Annotated in this window: 19 protein-coding genes; 12 read left to right on the top strand and 7 right to left on the bottom strand. The window is 67.2% G+C overall.

Annotated elements, in window-relative coordinates; genetic code table 11:
• Window positions 1-2 precede the first annotated feature (2 nt).
• On the bottom strand, window positions 3-827 hold the full coding sequence (locus tag BOSE125_RS09605) for a sigma-70 family RNA polymerase sigma factor (RefSeq protein ID WP_159552066.1): 825 nt from the start codon (window positions 825-827) through the stop codon (window positions 3-5).
• A gap of 188 nt (window positions 828-1,015) precedes the next feature.
• Between BOSE125_RS09605 and flgN the strand changes: the two genes are divergently transcribed.
• From flgN to flgL, 3 genes are all read left to right on the top strand, one after another.
• Window positions 1,016-1,504 (top strand): flagellar export chaperone FlgN, encoded by a 489-nt coding sequence (gene flgN / locus BOSE125_RS09610; RefSeq protein WP_159552068.1) that lies wholly within the window; start codon window positions 1,016-1,018, stop codon window positions 1,502-1,504.
• Window positions 1,505-1,524: 20 nt separating this feature from the next.
• On the top strand, window positions 1,525-2,925 hold the full coding sequence (gene flgK, locus BOSE125_RS09615) for a flagellar hook-associated protein FlgK (RefSeq protein ID WP_159552070.1): 1,401 nt from the start codon (window positions 1,525-1,527) through the stop codon (window positions 2,923-2,925).
• A gap of 88 nt (window positions 2,926-3,013) precedes the next feature.
• The gene (gene flgL, locus BOSE125_RS09620; RefSeq protein WP_159552072.1) at window positions 3,014-3,919 is read left to right on the top strand and encodes a flagellar hook-associated protein FlgL; all 906 of its coding nucleotides are present in this window, start codon (window positions 3,014-3,016) and stop codon (window positions 3,917-3,919) included.
• 72 nt (window positions 3,920-3,991) lie between these two features.
• On the opposite strand, the gene BOSE125_RS09625 is transcribed toward flgL, so the two are convergent.
• The 3 genes from BOSE125_RS09625 to BOSE125_RS09635 form a co-directional block, all read right to left on the bottom strand.
• Window positions 3,992-5,299 carry a hypothetical protein gene (locus BOSE125_RS09625; protein ID WP_159552074.1) on the bottom strand — a complete coding sequence of 436 codons (1,308 nt, stop codon included), beginning with the start codon at window positions 5,297-5,299 and terminating at the stop codon, window positions 3,992-3,994.
• A gap of 82 nt (window positions 5,300-5,381) precedes the next feature.
• The gene (locus BOSE125_RS09630; protein ID WP_159552076.1) at window positions 5,382-6,317 is read right to left on the bottom strand and encodes a hypothetical protein; all 936 of its coding nucleotides are present in this window, start codon (window positions 6,315-6,317) and stop codon (window positions 5,382-5,384) included.
• Between the two features lie 50 nt (window positions 6,318-6,367).
• Window positions 6,368-7,432 carry a hypothetical protein gene (locus BOSE125_RS09635; protein ID WP_159552078.1) on the bottom strand — a complete coding sequence of 355 codons (1,065 nt, stop codon included), beginning with the start codon at window positions 7,430-7,432 and terminating at the stop codon, window positions 6,368-6,370.
• A 221-nt stretch (window positions 7,433-7,653) separates the two neighbouring features.
• Here BOSE125_RS09635 and BOSE125_RS09640 point away from each other — a divergent pair, with 221 nt between their 5' ends.
• Complete coding sequence (locus BOSE125_RS09640; RefSeq protein ID WP_159552080.1) at window positions 7,654-8,301, top strand: hypothetical protein; 648 nt, start codon at window positions 7,654-7,656, stop codon at window positions 8,299-8,301.
• A 101-nt stretch (window positions 8,302-8,402) separates the two neighbouring features.
• Here BOSE125_RS09640 and BOSE125_RS09645 read toward each other — a convergent pair whose 3' ends face one another.
• Window positions 8,403-9,986 carry a PAS domain-containing sensor histidine kinase gene (locus BOSE125_RS09645; protein ID WP_159552082.1) on the bottom strand — a complete coding sequence of 528 codons (1,584 nt, stop codon included), beginning with the start codon at window positions 9,984-9,986 and terminating at the stop codon, window positions 8,403-8,405.
• Between the two features lie 193 nt (window positions 9,987-10,179).
• Here BOSE125_RS09645 and BOSE125_RS09650 point away from each other — a divergent pair, with 193 nt between their 5' ends.
• The gene (locus BOSE125_RS09650; protein ID WP_201301172.1) at window positions 10,180-11,001 is read left to right on the top strand and encodes a response regulator transcription factor; all 822 of its coding nucleotides are present in this window, start codon (window positions 10,180-10,182) and stop codon (window positions 10,999-11,001) included.
• On the opposite strand, the gene BOSE125_RS09655 is transcribed toward BOSE125_RS09650, so the two are convergent.
• Entirely contained in the window at window positions 10,994-11,386 is a 393-nt protein-coding gene (locus tag BOSE125_RS09655; RefSeq protein WP_159552086.1) for an Hpt domain-containing protein, read from the bottom strand. The two genes, BOSE125_RS09650 and BOSE125_RS09655, sit on opposite strands and share 8 nt — an antisense overlap.
• Window positions 11,387-11,706: 320 nt before the next feature.
• On the opposite strand from BOSE125_RS09655, the gene BOSE125_RS09660 reads away from it, so the two are divergent.
• The 4 genes from BOSE125_RS09660 (at window position 11,707) to BOSE125_RS09675 (ending at window position 14,458) form a co-directional block, all read left to right on the top strand.
• Window positions 11,707-12,246 carry an alternate-type signal peptide domain-containing protein gene (locus tag BOSE125_RS09660; RefSeq protein ID WP_159552088.1) on the top strand — a complete coding sequence of 180 codons (540 nt, stop codon included), beginning with the start codon at window positions 11,707-11,709 and terminating at the stop codon, window positions 12,244-12,246.
• A gap of 100 nt (window positions 12,247-12,346) precedes the next feature.
• Window positions 12,347-12,901 carry a SipW-dependent-type signal peptide-containing protein gene (locus BOSE125_RS09665; RefSeq protein ID WP_159552089.1) on the top strand — a complete coding sequence of 185 codons (555 nt, stop codon included), beginning with the start codon at window positions 12,347-12,349 and terminating at the stop codon, window positions 12,899-12,901.
• Between the two features lie 10 nt (window positions 12,902-12,911).
• Window positions 12,912-13,601 (top strand): signal peptidase I, encoded by a 690-nt coding sequence (locus BOSE125_RS09670; protein WP_159552091.1) that lies wholly within the window; start codon window positions 12,912-12,914, stop codon window positions 13,599-13,601.
• Entirely contained in the window at window positions 13,598-14,458 is an 861-nt protein-coding gene (locus BOSE125_RS09675) for a hypothetical protein (protein ID WP_159552093.1), read from the top strand. The genes BOSE125_RS09670 and BOSE125_RS09675 overlap by 4 nt, the downstream gene beginning before the upstream one ends.
• Window positions 14,459-14,979: 521 nt before the next feature.
• Here BOSE125_RS09675 and BOSE125_RS09680 read toward each other — a convergent pair.
• Window positions 14,980-15,549, bottom strand: a complete 570-nt coding sequence (locus BOSE125_RS09680) for a GNAT family N-acetyltransferase (RefSeq protein ID WP_236558168.1) — start codon at window positions 15,547-15,549, stop codon at window positions 14,980-14,982.
• A 256-nt stretch (window positions 15,550-15,805) separates the two neighbouring features.
• Here BOSE125_RS09680 and BOSE125_RS09685 point away from each other — a divergent pair, with 256 nt between their 5' ends.
• The 3 genes from BOSE125_RS09685 to BOSE125_RS09695 all read left to right on the top strand — a co-directional run bounded on the left by BOSE125_RS09685 (window position 15,806) and on the right by BOSE125_RS09695 (window position 18,295).
• Window positions 15,806-16,885, top strand: coding sequence for an aromatic acid exporter family protein (locus BOSE125_RS09685; RefSeq protein ID WP_236557910.1), 1,080 nt, complete (start codon window positions 15,806-15,808; stop codon window positions 16,883-16,885).
• A 113-nt stretch (window positions 16,886-16,998) separates the two neighbouring features.
• The gene (locus BOSE125_RS09690) at window positions 16,999-17,667 is read left to right on the top strand and encodes a PIG-L deacetylase family protein (protein ID WP_159552099.1); all 669 of its coding nucleotides are present in this window, start codon (window positions 16,999-17,001) and stop codon (window positions 17,665-17,667) included.
• The gene (locus tag BOSE125_RS09695; RefSeq protein ID WP_236557911.1) at window positions 17,651-18,295 is read left to right on the top strand and encodes a bifunctional 2-polyprenyl-6-hydroxyphenol methylase/3-demethylubiquinol 3-O-methyltransferase UbiG; all 645 of its coding nucleotides are present in this window, start codon (window positions 17,651-17,653) and stop codon (window positions 18,293-18,295) included. Before BOSE125_RS09690 ends, BOSE125_RS09695 begins: the two co-directional genes overlap by 17 nt.
• Window positions 18,296-18,416: the final 121 nt, after the last annotated feature.

Below are 18,416 nucleotides of genomic sequence, written 5' to 3' on the forward strand. Positions count from 1 at the left end.
ATCTAGGCGAAACGGCGGAACTGCGGCGATGGAGGCGTTGGTTGTGTCCGAGAGGCCTGCGGCACGATCCCGCCCCGCATCGCCCCGCCGGCGGCAGCCAGGAATTGCTCCCGCCCGGCGGCCGGGACACTCACAGCCACCGGAGCGGCCGGGGTGACGGACAGCGCCGAGCCGAGTACATCCTGCAGCAGAGCCAGCCCACGTTTCTTCTCCTTGGACACGGTGGCGTCCGAGACGCCCAGGGCCGCGGCCACCTCACCCTGAGCCAGTCCCTGGAAGTAGTGCATCTGGACCACTTGGCGCGTCCGCTCCGGCAGGGCCTCAACGGCGCGATGCAGCAGCAGGTTCTTCTCCGCGTTGAGCACCTGCTTCTCGGGGCTGTCCTCCGGGGAAGCCAGGACCTCACTCAAGGAGTCGTCCAGGGAGGTCTGGGTCTTGGACCCCTCGGCCACCATGGTCCGCAGTACCTCCACCGGGACCCCCAGGGCCACCGCCAGCTCGGAATCCTCGGGCATCCGCCCCAGGGAATGGGTCAGCTGCGCACGGGCTTTCTCCAGCCGCTTGGCCTTGTCCCGCCCGCGGCGTCCCATCCAGTCGAGTTGCTGCAGGAACTCCTGGATGGCCCACCGGATTTTGAGGTGGGCCCACGTGGAGAACTGGGTGCCGGCGTCGGGATCCCAGGTGCCCGCGGCGAGGACGAGGCCCTCGAGGCCCACCGAGACCATCTCATCCCGCTCCACCATGGGGTATTTGTGGTGCATCTCGGACACCGCGTAGCCGACCAGAGGGATGTTCTGTTCCACCAGGTCGTTCCGTGCTGTTCTCATGCCCGGCTACCCTCCGTCGCTACTGACATGCTGTCCTTGAGCAGGTGCCCGAAAGCACCCTCGGAAGAAGACATGCGCAGAAATCTCCGGCCGGGGGTGAAAAGTTGGTCCATGTGTACCGATGACAAGGAACAACCGGGACACCAGAGGTCCCACCGGCGCCCGCCGGCGGTGTGAAAGGTATGAGGATGCAAGCAGATGAGCTGTCCAACGAGCTGTGGCGCGAGCGCGGCATCCTGGAGAACCTGCTGTACAAATTCACCACGCAGCGTCTGCTCGTCACCAACGGCGAATCTCGATGGCTGGGCCGTTGCACGTCCGAGATCGAGTCGTTGAAGAACCAGCTCTCCACCACGCAGTTGACCGTGGACGTGCTCTCCTCCTCGCTCGCGCAGCTGTGGGGCATGACCAGCGAGGGCTCCCCCACCCTGCGCGAGCTTGTGGCCGGCGCCCCCGCCGACGGGCCGTGGGCCGGGATCCTCCAGGACCACCATGCGGCCATCGTGAACTTGGCCGAGGAGATCCGCACCGTCTCCGAGGAGAATGCCCGCTTCCTCAAGGCCGCCAACATCTCCCTGCAGGAGGCTGGACAGCAGACCGGTCCCGCCGTCACCTACACGGCCGCCGGCTCCGCCACCCCGACCTCGGGCGCCGCCATCATCGACCGCCAGGGCTGAACGGCAGGCATAGGACAAACATGGGACTGAGCACCTTCCACTCGCTGAACACCGCCGCACGGGGCCTCGAGGCCGCCCGCGCGCAGATCGCCATCACCGCGCAGAACACGGCCAATGCCGGCACGGTGGGCTATACCCGCCAGTCGGCGCAGTTGCAGGCCCTGCCGGGCGTGCACTCCAACGGTCTGTTCCCGAACGCCACCGGCGCTGGCCAGGGGGTGGAGGTGGCCGGGATCGGCCGCTCCGCCTCCGAGCTGGTCAATCGCCAGGTCCGTGGTGCCGTGGCCCAATCCGGCTACCTGCAGGTCAACGCCCAGGCCTACTCCGGGATCGAGGACATCCTGCGCGAGCCCGGCGACAACTCGGTCTCCTCCGCCGTCAACGCCTACCACTCCGCCTGGCAGGATTTCGGCAACAATCCCGGTGACACCGGTGCCGGCACGGCCCTGCTCGAGGCCGCGAAGTCCTTGGCCAGCCGGCTCAACAATGACACTCAGAGCCTGAAGGACCAGCGGGCCACCCAGAGCGGCGAGCTACAGGCCGAGGTGGGCCAGGTGAACTCACTCGCCGAACAGCTCGCCGTCATCAACGGTGCGATCCTGAACACCGGCGCCACTGGCGGCTCCACCAACGAACTGCTGGACCACCGGGATCAGATGGCCGAACAGCTCTCCTCTCTCACCGGCGGGCAGCTCCGCCCCAACGCCAATGGCACCGCCGACTACCTCGTTGGCGGAAATGCACTGGTCAGCGGGGAGATCATCAAGCCGCTGGAGGTCGATTCCGAGACCTCCACGGTCGTTTGGGAGCACCGCCCGGTGAATGCGGAGGGGAACCCTGCCTCCGCCGGGATCGACGGCGGCTCGATCGCCGGCCGCTTGTCCGTCCTGTCCGAAGACGGCCCGCTGGCGAAGGCCCTCGAGGGCTACAGCAAGCTGACGACGGACCTGGCCGAGGGGACCAACGGGGCCCTGCAGAAAGCCGTGCTCTACGGACCCGACGGCCAGGAACTTCCGGACGCTCCCCCGCCCTTCTTCACCGTCGGCGAGGACGGGACCCTGAGCGTCGCCATCACCGACCCCTCGCAGATCGGTCATGCCCAGTCGGGGGGCGGAGCCCTGGACGGCTCCATCGCGGACGAAATCAGTGGCCTCGGCGCGTCCGTCTCGAACTCCTGGACCGGCTTCGTCTCTGGGGTGGGATCGGCGTCCCGCAGCGCCCTGAACGGGTTGAGCCTGTCCGTGGGGACCGAATCCTCGGCCCGTGCCTCGCAGCAGTCCATGGCCTCCGTGGACCGGGACGAGGAGGCCGTGAACCTGGTGACCTTCCAGCACGCCTACCAGGCCTCGGCGCGCGTGCTGACCGCCGTGGACGAGATGCTGGACACTCTGATCAACCGCGTGGGGCTGGTCGGCCGCTGAGTCGGCTGAGGTCGGTTTGGCCCCCAGGGTGAAAAACTGAGACCACCGTACCGATGACAGATGCAGACCGCCCCGGAAGGAAGGTGAGATGACCATGATGAACCGCGTGACTTCGTCCATGACGGCCGCCGCTATGCGCGCCAACCTGCAGGACTCCGCCAAGACCCTGGCCGAGCTGCAGACCAAGGCCGCCTCCCGTCAGGCCATCTCGCGTCCCTCCGACGATCCGGCCGGTGCCCGCACCGCCATGACGGCCCGCGCCGAGATCGCCCGCTCCACCCAGTACGAGCGCAACCTCCAGAACGCGGACACGTGGATGCAGAGCATCGACTCGGCCCTGCAGTCCGGGCTGGACATCATGACCCGCATCCAGGATCTGACCTTGGCCGCGGCCAACGGGACGGTGAACCAGGCCGGCCGCGACGCCAGCGCCGCAGAGGTGGACCAGCTGCGCACCGAGCTGCTCTCCCTGGCCAACACCCAGATCCTGGGTCGCAATGTCTTCGCCGGGACCTCCGCCGAGAACCTGGCGTACACCCAAGGAGCACCAGGCTCCGTTCCCCAGTGGACCGGTTCGGAGACCGGCACCGTGGAGCGGCGCATCTCGGACTCATCCACCATCCGCGTGGATGTGCCCGGTCCGGAGGCGTTCGGTGCGGGCGGCAGCTCGGTCTTCGCCGTCCTGGACCAGCTGTCCGAGAACCTGCGCACCCCCGGTGCCTCGCTCTCTGCGGATATCTCCGCGCTGAAGTCCTCACGGCAGGGCATGTCCGACGCCCTGACGGCGTCCGGCGCCCGCCACGCCACGGTGGGGCGCACCCTGGAGGCCGTGCGCACTCAGCTCACCGAGCTCGAGGCGACCCGCACCTCCACGGAGGAGGCGGACCTGGCCGAGTCGGCCGTGGAGCTGCAGATGCAGCAGCTCAACTACCAGGCAGCACTGGCCGTCTCGGCCCAGGCCCTGCAGACCTCGCTGCTGGACTACCTGCGCTGATACAGGCCCTGAACGCCCCGGAACTCATGACCGAAAGGGGAGACCGGAGCCGCCAGGACCCACACCAGAGACTCACACCGCGCGGAGGTGACGCTCCCCTCTCAGGGAACCGGCCGGCGTCGCGCCCGGGGTTCCGGAGCTGACTGCGGCTGCCGAGCCACCGATCTCAACGCCCGCGCCGAGAATGCCGCGGATGAGGCCGTCCAGGCGGTCCCGCACCTCTTGGTGGGTGGCGCCGAGCGGTGCCTCCGGGAAGCGGACCATCGCCTGATAGGCGTCCCACGCGCCGGCCAGTGTCTGTTCACGCTCGGCCAGTTTGTCCTCGTGAGTGGCGGCCCCGGCGGTGTCGAAGGCGGAGAAGGCCTCGAACTCCTCGGCCAGGAACGCGTCCACCACGGCGTTGACGACGGTGCGCCAGCCGGCGGGCTTGCGGCCGTTCTTGAGCACCGGCGAGAATTCCTTGACGGCTGCGCGGAAGGCCCGCACCGAGGGGCGGTCCGGACGGGCGCGGTCCGCCAATGCCTCCACGGCCAGAGTGTGCGCGATCGCCCGGTCACGGGAGACCAGCTCGAACAGCTGGGCCTTGGAGTAGTCGTCCCACAGGGCCATCAGATCCTGATCAGCGTGGTCGAACATGCCCTGCCAGCCGTGGATGCGGTTCAGGCACGCGAGCATGGCCTGCGCGGAGCGGTGCGCGGCCTTGGGGTCGGATTCGAGCAGAGGCAGGGCGCGACGCCGGATGCGCACCTCGGGGCGGATCGGTTCCGGCAGATTGAAGGCGAACCTCAGGGCGGCCGAGCCGGCCGCGGTGCGGGCGATGCCGCGGTGGTGCGAGGCCTTGGAACGCAGCCACTCAGTGGCCTCCTCGAGCATCATGCGCTGGGCGAGACCGGCGTCTTCCGTGCCGAGCCCGTCCACGCCGGCTCCAGGGGCCGTGGCCTGGGTGAAGGCGTGTGCGGCAGCGGTGTGCCGACCGTCCTCCGCACCGGTGGGAGCCACGAGTTCCTGGCGGGCCGCCGTACGGTTGTGGATGTTGCGCAGCACCGACTTGCGGGTGGCGCGCAGGGTCTGGCGTGCCCATCCCGTCACCGAGGCGCCGCGGGCACGCTCAAGGTCGAAGAACGCCTCCGGCCCCTCCTCCGTGATGCGGCGGAACAGGAATTCATCGAACTCCGCAGCAACATCCTGACTCAGCTGGGGCCCGGAGGCCAGCCCGTAATGCCAGGTCTGGTACTCCCGGGCGACCTCATGGGAGATGCCGGATCCGGTGAGGACCCCGGCGATCTCCTGACGGGCCTGGCGTTCGCTCAGGCGGCCGGCGGCCCATCGGTCGATGAGGTCACGGCACGCGGAATCGGTCTGAAGGTTCTCTGCTCGCACGAACAAGGTGTGTGCGGCACTTTTGTCTATTGCGTCCTCATATTATGTGACCTTTGTCACATTCTCGAAGCGCAAAGGAAGGTCAGGCGTGGTGAATGCCGAGCTGCTCCGCCAGCACGCGCTGGGCCAACGTGCGGACCTTGCGGATCTGCGCGGCAGCCGAGGCCTGCGGCAGGCCCAACTGTTCGGCCACCTCGTGCGCGGTCAGCACCCGCTGGTCCCCCTCGGAGTCATAGACGCCGGACAGCCAGCAGGCGGCGACGTCGGCCGTCACCCCGCCTATCACCCTCGCCTTGGCAACCACGGCCGCCACGAGCCGCGGGCCCTCCGTCGCGTGCAGCAGCCCGCCCTCGGGCGTCATGGCGGCCAACTCGAGATCGTGGATGTCCGCGGCGGGCCGGGCGAGGTTCAGCTCGCCCGCATGGACGAGCATGCCCTGCTTGGCGGCGTCCTTGCGAGTGGCGGTCATGCGGCGATTGTGCTCGGACGCCACCTCACGATCGCTTGGTTCGAGGCCTGAGGCGGCGCGCATCTCGTCCCGCAGCTGGTTCAGCTGGCGCACTCGGCGGCTCAGCGAGATCATCCCGGATGCGGGTGAGAGGTTGCGGTCCGCCCAGGCGCGCACCGTGGCGCGTGCCCGCACATGGAGTAGGCCCTCCCAATTGGTGATCTCCTCGATCCGCGCCGGGGTGGCGACCAGTTCCTCCACGAAGGTCACGGCCTCCATGGCCACGAGCTGCTCCACATCCTCGCGGTGCGTGGCGTAGGGCATCCCGAGGGTGCGGCACAGGCGGTGGGCCACCAGGCGGTAAAGCTTGCGGCGGGAGGCGATGAAGTCATCCCGGAGGGCGGTACGCTCCCGTGCGGACACCGCACCGGCGATGACCCGGATCTGGTCCAAGGCGGAAACCTCAAGGACGGCCTCGAGGCCCGCCGCAGTCGCGCCAGCCTCCACGGACGCGGCCAAGACCGTCAGCGGAGCGGTGCTCGCCAGCGTCGTGATCAGGTCGGGCTTCAACTGAGTGGCACCGCCAGGGGAAACGGTGCGTTGAGAGGTGCAGACAGTGGTCAACGGGCGCCCCTGTTCGTCTCCGGGTCGATCAACACGGACCGGGCCATCGGGTCGGACCCGACATTCAGGGCCGCCTGGGCCCGAGCCGTGGACAGCTTGTCCTGCGGGTGTTCGAGGCGGTACGCCGCCACGATCTCGTCCACCGTGGCTCCCGTCATATGGGCGGCCACGCGGCGGACCTTGGGGCCGATCCGGGGGTCGCCGATGGCACGGCGGATGTGGTCCTCGGCGTCACGGCGCAGATTGCGGCTCAGGTACATGAGCGGGTCCACCTTCGCGAAGCGATCAGGACGCAGACACTGCTCCAACAGACGCGACACACTGGCACCATCAGTTGAATCCATCGACGTATCCCCTAGCATCATGGCGTTCACCACCTGTTCGATCCCGGTCTCGTGCAGCACAGACTGGACCCGGCCGGTGAGCTCGCCGATCTCATGGCTCACTGCTGAGTGAGCCTTGTGAACGGTGGCAGTGACGAACGGTTCGAGACTGAACAGCAATTGCCACTGGGATTGACGGCCTGCGCGCACGATGTCCTGGAGACCGTCGACGGTGTAGCGGTGGATCCCGGGGGCGGAATAGTTACCGTCAGAAACTATAGCGTTCAAGCTCGTGACACGCGAGGAATTTTTCGCCCGCTGAGAAATGTTCGGCGGACGTTCATGCAGGTGGGCCACCTCACCCGAGTCGGTCCAACCCATCGAGTGGGCCGTCCACTGGTACGGACGTTCTGGTCCATCTGCCCCCTCTAACCGGACCAGGGCGTCGTTTCCGCCCCAGTCCAGCCGAACGGGCATGAGCAGAGCCTGACCGGACTCGTGGTCCCGTCCCTTCCGACCGATGTCCATGGCGGGCATGCGCCAGTCCCAGGCCGGCAGCAGGGTCACGGCGCGCGGACCGGTCGGGGTGGTGGATCCGGACACCAGCAGCTCTTCTGCCGCCCTCCCCCAGAGGATCGATTCGAGGCGGGAACACAGGGAGTCGAGCGTCGGATGACGGCGCGGGGCACTCTCACCCGCCTCTGGAGCTCCTGCTCGCTCTGCCTGTGTCTCAGCCATGCCAGCCCTATGCACAAGACGACGCCCCGGCGGTCGTTTGACGCATAGGCCCTTCATGCCCCGACGCACCCCACCACCTGCTTGGACCAGACGGTCGGGGCGGCGGTACCCGACCGTTACGGGAGTGCCCGCCATGTCCCTCGCTGCGGCGTACTACAGAGTAAACTTGACACATACAGCAATCCCCTGCTGCGGAAGGCACCTGCAACAGAAGAGAGTGGGTGGAAGTATTGCCGATTCGTGACGCCGTCTCCCGGTGGACCATCACCCGATGCGATCCACTCGTGGTGCATGCCTACCGTGAGGCAGCCGATGAGGAGCTGCGCTCTACGTCCGCTGATTTTCCCGAGTGGTTCGCCCTCTGGGCCTCGGGCGTCCTGGCCGACCTGGTCGAGACCCTCGATCCGGAGGACCCGTGGCGCAACACCACCGTCAACGGCGCCGGCGCGGTCGTCCTGCCCGATGGTTCGGCCTTCGGGACCTGGCACAACGCGACCGACCTCCTGCCGTTACCCGCGGAAGGCGACCCGGCGCTGGATGTGGGGCTGGCCGCCGTCGCGCAGCCCCTCTCCTCGGAGTCCGCGCTCCTGTGGCATGCGGCCCAGATCGGCCGCGAGAAAGCCCTTGAACAGCTGCTGACGATCGAGATGGGCGGTGCCTACCCCGTGGCCGCGCCGGCGATTGAGCGGGCGATGTTCCGCCGCCGCGTGTTCATGGGCCAGGAAGACGCTTACATCCCGCAGGTCTGCACCGACTGGTCCCTGCGGGCGGACCGGATCTCCGCCGGCGAGCCCTGGGACGAGGCCGGTGCCGCGCGCCTGCGCGCCGGGTCCCGCGTGGAGCCCGGAAGCTGGCGCCTCCTCGCCTGACTCACCACCCGAGGCCATCTGAGTCGCACAAATTGCCCCTCATCAGCCGTATTGGGGGTCAATTCGTGCGACTCAGATGGAGGGGTCAGGAAAAGGCGGGATCAGGAAGCTGGCCCGGCTATCGGGATGCGGACCGTGAAGGTCGATCCGGCGCCCTGCTCTGAGGCCACCAGGATCTCGCCTCCGTGGGCCCGCACAAAGCTCTGGGTGATGGCCAGGCCCAGGCCGGTGCCCGGGATGGCGGCCTTGCGCACGTGCTCGGTCCGGTAGAAGTTCGTGAAGAGCTTGGCGCGCTCCTGGTCGGTCATCCCGAATCCGGTGTCCTCGACTGCCAGTTCGGCCCAGTCCCCCTTCTCGTCCATGCCGGGCAGACAGCGCAGCGAGAGGGTGATCGAGCCGCCGTCGGGGGTGTACTTGATGGCATTGGACAGCAGATTGTCCACCACCTGGCCCATCTTGACCGGGTCCGCCTGCGCCAGGAGGTGGTCAGGGAGATCAGAGGTCAGCGTCAGCCCGCTGTTCCGGGCCCGGACCTCAGCAGACTCGACGCTGTACCGGGTCAGCCGAGACAGGTCCACCTCCTGAAGTGAGACTGTGGAGCTGTCCGCCGCCGCGTCCAGCAGGCTCGTCACGAGGGTCAGCAACCGTTCGGCATTGCGCTGTGAGGTCGTCAGGAATTGCCGGAGCGTCGGATCCAGATCCTCTTCCATGGCGAGGTCGAGGTAGCCGATGATCGAGGTCAGAGGAGTGCGGAATTCATGTGAGACCTCAGCCACGAACCGTTCACGGGTCTGGATGGCGTCCATCAAATCCGTGACGTTCTGGAACACCACCACGGTGCCATCGAATCGGTCGTCCTCGTCGAACATCGGCGATGCCGAGACGGAAAGGTGCTGTTGGCTGCCGTCCGTGCCGATCGCGACGATCCGGCCGCGGTATTCCCTGCCCTGCAGCGCCTGGGTCACCGGCCTTTCGTCGGCGGGGATCGGCGTGAGTCCGTCCGCCTCGAACAACAACAGTTCATGCTCGGCGCCATCATCCCGGCCAGGTGGCAGGCCGATGAAGTGCGTGCGCCGCTGAGCCTGGTTCATCAGAAGGTCGTGGCCTTGCCCGTCCACCACCAGGATCCCGACGTCGGAGGTCTCCACCACCGTCTGCAACATCCGATTCTGCGATTTGGAGGTCTCCAAGGAGGCCCGCAGTTCCACGCGTTGCTTGTCCATACTGCGCGTCAGGATGCTGGCCGCGGCTCCCAAGGACAGCATCATGAACGGCACCATGACCGGCCGGGTCAGGCTCGATTCCATCAGGGCATCCGAGAACGGAGTCGTTCCGGTCACATACGGCCACCAACTGACCGCGGCGGTTCCGAGAAAGCCGAGGCTCAGGGCAAGCATGGGGTAGAGACCTGACCACGCCAGCCAGAAGACGGGGAACGCCGTCAGGAGGACCATACCGTCGAGCACATAACGCGCGGCGGTCCAGAACGGAGCGATCGCGACGAAATCGAGCAGCGGGATGCTCCAGTAGAGCACGGCAGGCAACCGGTGCCACGGAACGGTCCCCGCCAACAACGTCAGGAACAAGATGCCGCCGAAGCCGATGGCCAGATATGGGGATTCCATGGCCACGCCCGGATCGATCACCAAGACCGCGATGACCACGAGGACGGTGGAGATCGTCAACGGCAATTGTGAGAACAGGACGCGGCGCCTCAGTGAGAACTGGCCGAAGTGGCGGCGCCCCCGAGCCTCCCTGGGGGGAAGCATCGTCGTCGGGGTGGAGAGTGACACGGCGTGGCTCCGTTTCTTTGCGGGGCATGAGACGCGCCCACTCCACGATAGCCTTGGACCTCAGACTATCTTGGGGGTGTTTCGCGTGGAGGATCGCCGTGTCGCGGTCGTCGTCGAGGATGACGATGACATCCGGGGACTCATGGTTGCCCTTCTGAGCCAGTCCGGTTTCGAGGTACACGAGGCGGCCAATGGGGCCGACGGCGTCAGTCTCGTCCGCAGACAAGACCCCGTACTGATCACCGTGGACCTGGGTCTGCCGGACATCGACGGCTACGAGGTCACCCGTCAGGTGCGCCAGTTCACCGACGCCTACGTGGTCATGCTGACTGCCCGTGGCGAGGAGATCGACACCCTCCTGGGCCTGGACGCCGGTGCTGACGATTACCTCACCAAGCCGTTCCGCCCCCGCGTGCTGCGAGCCCGGATCGAGGCCATGCTGCGCCGTCCCCGCGGCGGCAGCGCCGCGGCTCCGGCCGCCCCGGCATCGCCGGCAGATGCGTCCGTCCCGGAGACCTCCGGCGGCGCGGTGCCGGCCGCATCCAGCGCGATACCGGTCAAGATCGATCGGCACCTGTCCCTGGACGGACTGGAGCTGTACCCGACCGTGCACCAGGTGGTGGCAGAGGGCCGCGAGGTCCCCGTGACCCCGACGGAGTTCCTGTTGTTGGAAACGCTGATGCGCAGCGGCCGCGTGGTGCGGTCGAAGTCGGAGCTGTCCCGCATCATCCGCGGGGATGAACCAGACAACGGGACCTTCGTCTCCCTGTCGGACGAGCGCACCGTGGAGGTACATCTGGGGAACCTGCGGCGCAAGCTGAAGGACGATCCGAAGACGCCGCGGTGGGTGCAGACCGTGCGTGGGGTGGGCTACCGCATGGCGGGCAGCCCACAGGATGTCAGATAACGCCCGCGACCTGCTGTACGAACACCTGCAGCTGCCGGGCCGTCTCGGCGGCCAGACGGCGTAGCTTTTCCATGATCTCGGCCAGCCGCTCCATGGGGGGCCAATGGACCGGGGCCGGCGGACGTTTGGCGAAGTCCTCCTGGAGGCGGGCCGCCAACGTGGACAGGGCCTGGGCGCCGGCCATGGCCGATGAGGTCTTCAGGCTCAGGACAGCGTCCATCCAGTCCTCGTGGTCCTGAGCGGAGAGGGCGCGCTGGAGCCGTTCGACGCGCTGGTCCAGCATGGCCTCATAGTGGCGGATGAATCCGCACAGCATGTCTGTATCGCCTAGTTGTTCCCCCAACCGGCCCAGCGCATCAGTATCAAGTACTGGTGCAATGGTCATGGACCCATGATGCTCCGCTTTACGCAGGAACACGCCGGGCTTTTCCCAAAGCATTGCTCAAGAACCACGCCGGCTCCGCTTCCCAAAGGAAGCCTCAAGGTCGGCGCCGCGAATCTATGGGAAACCTTGTGGGGATCCGTCGACAACCGGGAGGCCGGGCTTGAGGACCGAGGTTTCAAATGGTTCTCAGCAGGAAGCCGGGAACTGAACCGACATCCCCGTCGATGAAGTACCGGGAGCTTCCTCACCGTCTCAGTATCTTCGCTGGAGCTGGCATCCCCGCCGGCCCCGGCGAAGATCGTCTCACAAGGGGTTTCAACATGAAGAAGATGACCAAGGGTGCACTCGTCACCGGCCTGGGCGTGGCCCTCCTCCTCGGCGGCGGCGGCACCCTCGCCGTCTGGAACGTCGAGCAGACCGCCAATGCCGGGACCATGGCCGCCGGCAGCATGGAGCTCACCTCGAGCACGGGCGTCTGGACCTCCAACCTCTCCACCGAGCCGATCTCCGACATCACCGAATACCGCATCGTCCCGGGCGAGGAACTCACCTACACGCAGCAACTTGAGGTCGGGCTGGAGGGTGACCAACTGGAGGCCACCCTGTCCGTCGACACCACCGGCGTCACCAACGGCTTCTCCAACAACCTGGCTCTGGAGGACTTCACCGTCACCAAGGCCGGGGCCGCCGACGCTGCCATCACGGGCTACAACGGCTCGGCCGATGTGGAGACCGGCGCGTACACGGCCTCCGCCACCCTGGCCTTCAACGCCGACAATCAGGAGGACATGAACCAGGAGCTGGACCTGACCCACGTCGCCTACGTCCTGGACCAGAAGGCCCCGACGCCCGCCACCTGATCCGCTCCGGTCCGTACCGTCCCGACCCCACGCAGCGGGTGACCGCCCCCGGTCCACCCGTGGTCCGCTACCGCCGCTCTCTAACACCTGAGGAGATGACATGCGCATCAAGACCATGGTGCAGACTGCTGCAGTCATCTCTCTGGCGGCGGTGGCGGGCCTGCTGGGGGTCGGAGGCACCTGGGCCCTGTGGAACGCCTCCGCTCCGGCGCAGATGGGCACCGTCCAGGCCGCGGACTTCCGGGTCACGGTCAACGGATCGCCGTTGGCATCCCAGGGTGTGACGGCCACCGCGAAGCCCGAGACCTCGGGCGCGGCCCTGACGCCGAAGACTCCGGTCTACTCGATCATCGCGATCACCAACGCCACCAATGCCAGCGGACCCTTCTCCCTGCGAACGGTCCTGGGGCAACCGACGACGTCCAACACTCCAGCTGCCCTGGCCTCGAATCTGACCATTCAGACGGCATCCATGCCGGCCTCCAACAAGTGCGCCGACGCCAGCTACACCGCGACTCCAACGGCCACCACCATCACCAAGGGCGCCACCGCGAGCCTGTGCCTCCGGATGAGCCTTCCGCAGAACGCACCCGACACCCTGACGCAGACCGCCGCCACCGTGGCCGTACCGGTGACCGCCACCCAAATCCAGTAAGGAACAGGACATGAGCATGCACCGCCAGCAGCGCCGACGTATCCCCTCCTGGATGGGTTGGACTGGACAGGCCATCTCCTTCATCGCACTGTGTGTCTCCGCACTGGCGGCAATCGTCCTGATCATCGTCCCGCTCGTCACCGGTTCCCAGACATACTCCGTGCTGACCAGTTCGATGGCACCCGGCTATCCTCCGGGCACCTTCCTGGTCGTCAAGCCGACCGATTTCGACTCCCTGCAGACCGGCGATGTCATCACCTACCAGATGGAGTCCGGCCGTCCGGAGGTCATCACTCACCGCATCACCTCCCTCACGGCCAGCCAGGACGGTGAGCGCATGCTGATCACCCAGGGGGACCACAATGACGTGGCCGATGAGAACCCGGTCCTGGAAGTCCAGGTTCGCGGCAAGCTGTCCTACGCCGTGCCCTACGTCGGCTTCCTCGCCAACGCCCTCGGCAATTCGGATCGAGGCTCCGTCATCACGGTATTGGCCATCGGACTCTTAGCCTGGGGCGCGGTCACGATGATCCGCGGGGCCATCAAGGACGGCCGGGAAAAACGTGACCAGGAACTGATTGACACAGCGACCCAACTGGACACGGTCGCGGTCAGGAAAGCCGATCGGGCGGCGCCGGTGACGCTCGACCGGGACCACCGGAACGAAGGCAATGAGTTCTCAACCCAGGAGAACCGATGACCCGCAGGATGTGGTGCATCTCCGTCGCGGTGTTCCTGACGGTGTTCCTCGGTGGACTCGGCGTCGCCGGGGCGGCAGCCCTGTGGTCGCAGTCGGGAACCGTGTCGTCTCAGGTCACCACGGGCACGTGGGGCGCAGTCGAGGACGGTGGCGGCGACGCCACCGACGGCACCAGGCCCATGGGACTGGACCCCAGGCTGGCCTATTCCGAGCCGTCTGGCTCATTCCGTTACGACGGCCCAACGGGCCTCGGGTTCTGCCACGACTTCCGGATCACCAACACTTCCGATGAACCCGTCACCTGGTCGGTCACCTTTGACACCAAGAAGGGTCCCTACTGGGGACTGAATCCGACCACGGTGAAGTCGAACGGAACGGGAACGCTACGGGGCTTCTGGGGAGGAGTGACCAGCGGCTTCGACTCCGCCACCGGACTCTGGACCATCGGCGGAGCCAACTACCAGCGGACACTCGCCGCCGGTGTTTCCGCAGATGTCGGCTACTGCGCCAACCCGGCCATGCCCGCGGTCGACCCGACCGCCTATGCCGCCCCGAAGATCCGGGTGGATCCCAGCAGTAATTCCTACGGCGTCGCCTTGCGGGTACAGGTCACGTCCGGCTCGAGGTTCCAACTGCCGTGGGAGATTGACGTGGATCTGGCCGATCACGTCTGTGCATCGTCCCTTCCCACCAAGATCACCGCAGAGAACGCTGAGCTCGTCCGCATCAGCGGGACCCGGTACCGTCTCAGCGGCACCGGCGCATTTCGGCTCGTCGGCAATGGTCATTCTCAGGACTTCGTCTTCGCCCGATACAACCCCGGCGGGAAGCCGTTCCAAGGGGGCAGTTGCCCGTAATCGCCACTGAGTTGCAGGGATGATGTCAGACAGGGAGCACGCCGATTCGCGTGTGGTGCTCACGTCTCGGGGCACCCTGCCGGCATGGCCGCATCGTCAAGCAGGCAGACTGGCCCAACCGAGCCTCGCCCCAGGTGCAGCTGGACACCGGCATCGCCCGCGGCGTCCAGCACTCCCAGGCGCAGTGCAGACACGTCGTACTGCCCCTCGGGCAGGCCGGCCCATTCCGGTGGGCCTTCCGTGGACCCGGTGACGGGCCGATTCTGGTTGTTGACCGTCGGGGAGATGAGGCCGTCGACGTAGAGCCCGGGACAGTGCGGCCTCGCAACCGTCCAAAGTGGTCCGGCCGGCCAGTGCCCCGGCCTCCAGATTCACATCGGCCACATTGTCACCCATCCCCTCGAAAACGAGGCAATTCTCTAGCCGAAGTTTGACAGTGACAGTCTCCATTCATATCCAGTTGACACCCATTGATCCTCGGGCTGTCGACTCGGCACAGGAACGCGCCCTGACAACGTGTCCTAGACGTCCAACGAGTTCCGCAGGGCCACCAAGTGCCGGCGCATGATCAGCGCGTCCACCCGGCCCGTGCCCCGCTGGGCATCTCCCGGGTAGTACCCCGCCCTCGTGTGGATGTGCTCGAAGCCGTGGCGCGCATACAGCCGCTGGGCCCGCGGGTTGTCAGCGCGCACCTCGAGCAGCAGGTCCGTCGCCCGGCGGCGCCTGGCCTCGGTCACCATCCACAGCAACATGGCCGTACCCAGTCCGCGCCCCTCGGCCTCGGGAGCCACGGCGATGGTCTGCACATCAGCCAGCGGCGGCACACACATCACCCCGCAATACCCGAGCACGACGTCGGCGGCCTCGCCCGCGCGCTCCCTCACCCCCTGTTCCTCGCCCGGAACCGGTCCCGACACGGCGTTCGGCACCCGGCCGGCGATCACGCGGTAGTCCCGCGTGCCGCCGTCGTGCTGGGGACCAGCCTGAGCAAGCTCCTCCTCGAAGAAGGACAGCGGCCAGGCGTCGAGCGGGAACAGCCGCTGCTCCAGTGCGTGCACGGCGGGCAAGTCGGCCCACTCCATGGGCCGCATCGAATATCCGGCGGGCAGCACGGGGTCAGCGGCGGTCGAGGAGGTGGCGTCGAAGTCGTCCACGGACTCGGTAGGAGGAGACATGCGGGTCATTCTACGAATCAGGCACCACGGGCGGCCCGCCGCACTCTCTGCTGACCTCGATCCGGCGCTAGGGTGACGGGGTGAGCAGCAACGGGGCACGATCAGCATGACAGCAGTAAGAGCCACTCGCGGGGGGCAGCGTACGCACGGCCTGGCTGATCGTTTGCGCGAGGTGACCCGTCGGCCGGCCTTCCTCTCCGCCATCACCCAGACCCTCAAGTGCGTGATCGCCGCCACCGCGGCCTGGTGGTTCTCCATCACCATTCTGGAGACCCAGATGCCGTTCCTCGCGCCCTGGACGGCCCTGCTGACGGTCCACGCCACGGTGTATCGGTCCCTGTCCCACGGGGTGCAGACGTCCATCGCCTCCGCCCTCGGCGTCGGGCTGTCCTTCGTCATCGGCAACCTCCTCGGGGTCAGCGTCTGGACCTATGCACTGGCGCTGCTGGTGGGAATGGTGGCAGCCCGCATCCACTGGATCCGCGACGAGGGAATCGCCATCGCCACCACCGCGATCTTCCTCCTCAGCAGTGGCTTCGAGGATCAGGAACCCCTCTTGCTGGACCGCATGATCGAGGTCGGCGTGGGCGTTGCCGTGGGCATCACCGTGAACCTCCTGATCATCCCGCCGCTTCGGGACCGGCAGGCAGCGCGCTACGTCGATTCCATCAACCAGGGCATGGGCAGCGTCCTGGAGGAGATGGCGGACGAATTCTCCCAGTCCTGGGACACGGACAGGGCTGAGGCCTGGATGACGCAGACGAAGTCCATGGAAGAGGACACGCGAACCGCCTGGGAGTTCGTGCGCTTCGCGCGAGAGAGCCGACGGGCCAATCCACGCATGTATCTCAGCCGGCACGGCGTCAGGCTCCGCACGCCGCTGACCGGGAACGGGAAGGAATATGACTACGTCGAGATTCTCTCGCGCTTGGACGAGGGCGTCTCCCATATCCGGCACCTGGCGCGGACTCTGCGTGAGGCCACCTACGCCGAGGGGGCGTGGGACAACCGCTTCCGTGATCAGTGGTCAGCCCTCCTGCGTGACTGCGGACGCTCGATTGCCGATCCTGACGCCGCAGTGGAACCGGTCAACGACCGGCTGACGGACCTCTCAGAATCGATGTCGCAGGACCACGACCTCCCGCGGTCGGCCTGGCCGGTCTACGGTTCACTGATCACCAGCCTGAGGCACCTCGCCGTCATCGTCGATGACGTGGCCTCCACCCGGGATGCCCGGGAAGGCAACTCTTGATCGGATCCCGGGAGGCGTGCATCCCCAGTCCGAACGACTCCCGTCCACCCTCGACGGAACCGCCGGCGGACAGGGCTCCTTCGCCCGTTCCGCCGGACACGTGGCGCCGTGCCATGGCCGAGGCTCCGAACGCGGCATGGCAGCGGGATACCTCCGTGCTGGTGATCGCCGCCCATCCCGACGACGAAGTTATCGGCGCCGGTCGCCTCCTGGCCGACCATGCGGGCCCCGTGCGGTGCGTCACTCTCACGGCCGGAGAACGGTGTCACGGGGACCACGACGATCTCGGTCGCGTCGCCCGGCACCGATTACGGGAGTGGACAGAGGCCCTGGGTGTCCTGGGCGTGACCCCCGTGGAGACCCGGCGCTGGCCCGACGGCGGATTGGCGGGTCATGAGGGCGCGGCCACCGAGGTGGTGGCAAGGCTCGCGGCCGAGGCCGACGTCGTTCTCGCCCCGTGGCGGCACGATCCGCACCCCGACCACGAGGCAGCCGGACGCGTCGGTGCCGCGGCAGCGCGGCGGGCGGGGGTGCCATTGTGGGGTTACCTCGTCTGGACCCCGTACTGGTTCCCTGCGGCAGAGATCACCCGCCGTGATGCGACGCTGCAGGTGCACCCTACATCGGAGCGGGCCGGTCGTCTCCGCACCGAGGCCATCGCCCGCCACCGTTCCCAGCTCGTGCCCCAGCATCCGGCCGTCCAGCCTGTGGTGCCGCCCGAGCTGGTCGACCGCCATGAACGCCAAATGCTCGTGCAGGAGCCTGATGACCAGAACGCCTGATTTCGATGCGCTTTACCGTTCCGATCCGGACCCCTTCTCGGTCGGTTCCAGCTGGTACGAACGGCGCAAGATCGCGGTGGTCCTGGCGTGCCTGGCACGTCGGGAGTATGCCCTGGCGTGGGATGCCGCGGCCGGCACCGGCCACCTCGCCCTGGAACTGTCGGACCGATGTCGCCGCGTCGTGGCCACGGACGCCTCTTCGGTGGCCGTCGCAGCCCTGAGCGAGGTTGCGCTGGAGGCCGGCTCAGAAGAGACGGTTGACGATTCACCGGAAGGGGCGTGGGCGCCCGGGTTCAGACGGCTCACCGTTCGGCAGTCGGCCCTGCCCGCCCTGCCAGCAGAGGCCCGGGCGGCGGACCTCATCATCGCCTCCGAGGTCCTCTACTACCTGCCCCATCCGGCCCGCGCCGCCGCGGTAGAGATGCTCGCCGGCCTCGACGCTGAGATCGTCACCGTGCACTGGCGCCATCACCCCGAGGATGCCTACCTGTCGGGTGAAGACTGCACGCGGGAAGTGGACATGGCCCTGACTGGTGCGGGGTTCCTCCGGGCGGTGCTGCACGAAGACGAAGACTTCGTCCTCAGCACCCACGTACCCGCGGGCATCCCACGATCGGGGCAGTGTTGACTCGGGCGCCCCAGCAGCGAACAGATCCCCTCGGGGGTGGGCCCGGTGCTGCCGACGCGGGCAGTGCACATCACGGCATAGGTGCCGGCGTGCATTCCCACGACGCAGGTGGTGGACAAGA

It is taken from the genome of Citricoccus sp. K5, from assembly GCF_902506195.1.
Lineage (GTDB): Bacteria > Actinomycetota > Actinomycetes > Actinomycetales > Micrococcaceae > Citricoccus.

Bases quoted from the DNA above. Each gene is read 5' to 3' on its own strand.
- BOSE125_RS09605 (WP_159552066.1), bottom strand. From the start codon at position 827: ATGAGAACAGCACGGAACGACCTGGTGGAACAGAACATCCCTCTGGTC.
- flgN (WP_159552068.1), top strand. From the start codon at position 1,016: ATGCAAGCAGATGAGCTGTCCAACGAGCTGTGGCGCGAGCGCGGCATC.
- flgK (WP_159552070.1), top strand. From the start codon at position 1,525: ATGGGACTGAGCACCTTCCACTCGCTGAACACCGCCGCACGGGGCCTC.
- flgL (WP_159552072.1), top strand. From the start codon at position 3,014: ATGACCATGATGAACCGCGTGACTTCGTCCATGACGGCCGCCGCTATG.
- BOSE125_RS09635 (WP_159552078.1), bottom strand. From the start codon at position 7,432: ATGGCTGAGACACAGGCAGAGCGAGCAGGAGCTCCAGAGGCGGGTGAG.
- BOSE125_RS09655 (WP_159552086.1), bottom strand. From the start codon at position 11,386: ATGACCATTGCACCAGTACTTGATACTGATGCGCTGGGCCGGTTGGGG.
- BOSE125_RS09660 (WP_159552088.1), top strand. From the start codon at position 11,707: ATGAAGAAGATGACCAAGGGTGCACTCGTCACCGGCCTGGGCGTGGCC.
- BOSE125_RS09665 (WP_159552089.1), top strand. From the start codon at position 12,347: ATGCGCATCAAGACCATGGTGCAGACTGCTGCAGTCATCTCTCTGGCG.
- BOSE125_RS09670 (WP_159552091.1), top strand. From the start codon at position 12,912: ATGAGCATGCACCGCCAGCAGCGCCGACGTATCCCCTCCTGGATGGGT.
- BOSE125_RS09675 (WP_159552093.1), top strand. From the start codon at position 13,598: ATGACCCGCAGGATGTGGTGCATCTCCGTCGCGGTGTTCCTGACGGTG.
- BOSE125_RS09680 (WP_236558168.1), bottom strand. From the start codon at position 15,549: ATGCGGCCCATGGAGTGGGCCGACTTGCCCGCCGTGCACGCACTGGAG.
- BOSE125_RS09690 (WP_159552099.1), top strand. From the start codon at position 16,999: ATGGCCGAGGCTCCGAACGCGGCATGGCAGCGGGATACCTCCGTGCTG.
- BOSE125_RS09695 (WP_236557911.1), top strand. From the start codon at position 17,651: ATGACCAGAACGCCTGATTTCGATGCGCTTTACCGTTCCGATCCGGAC.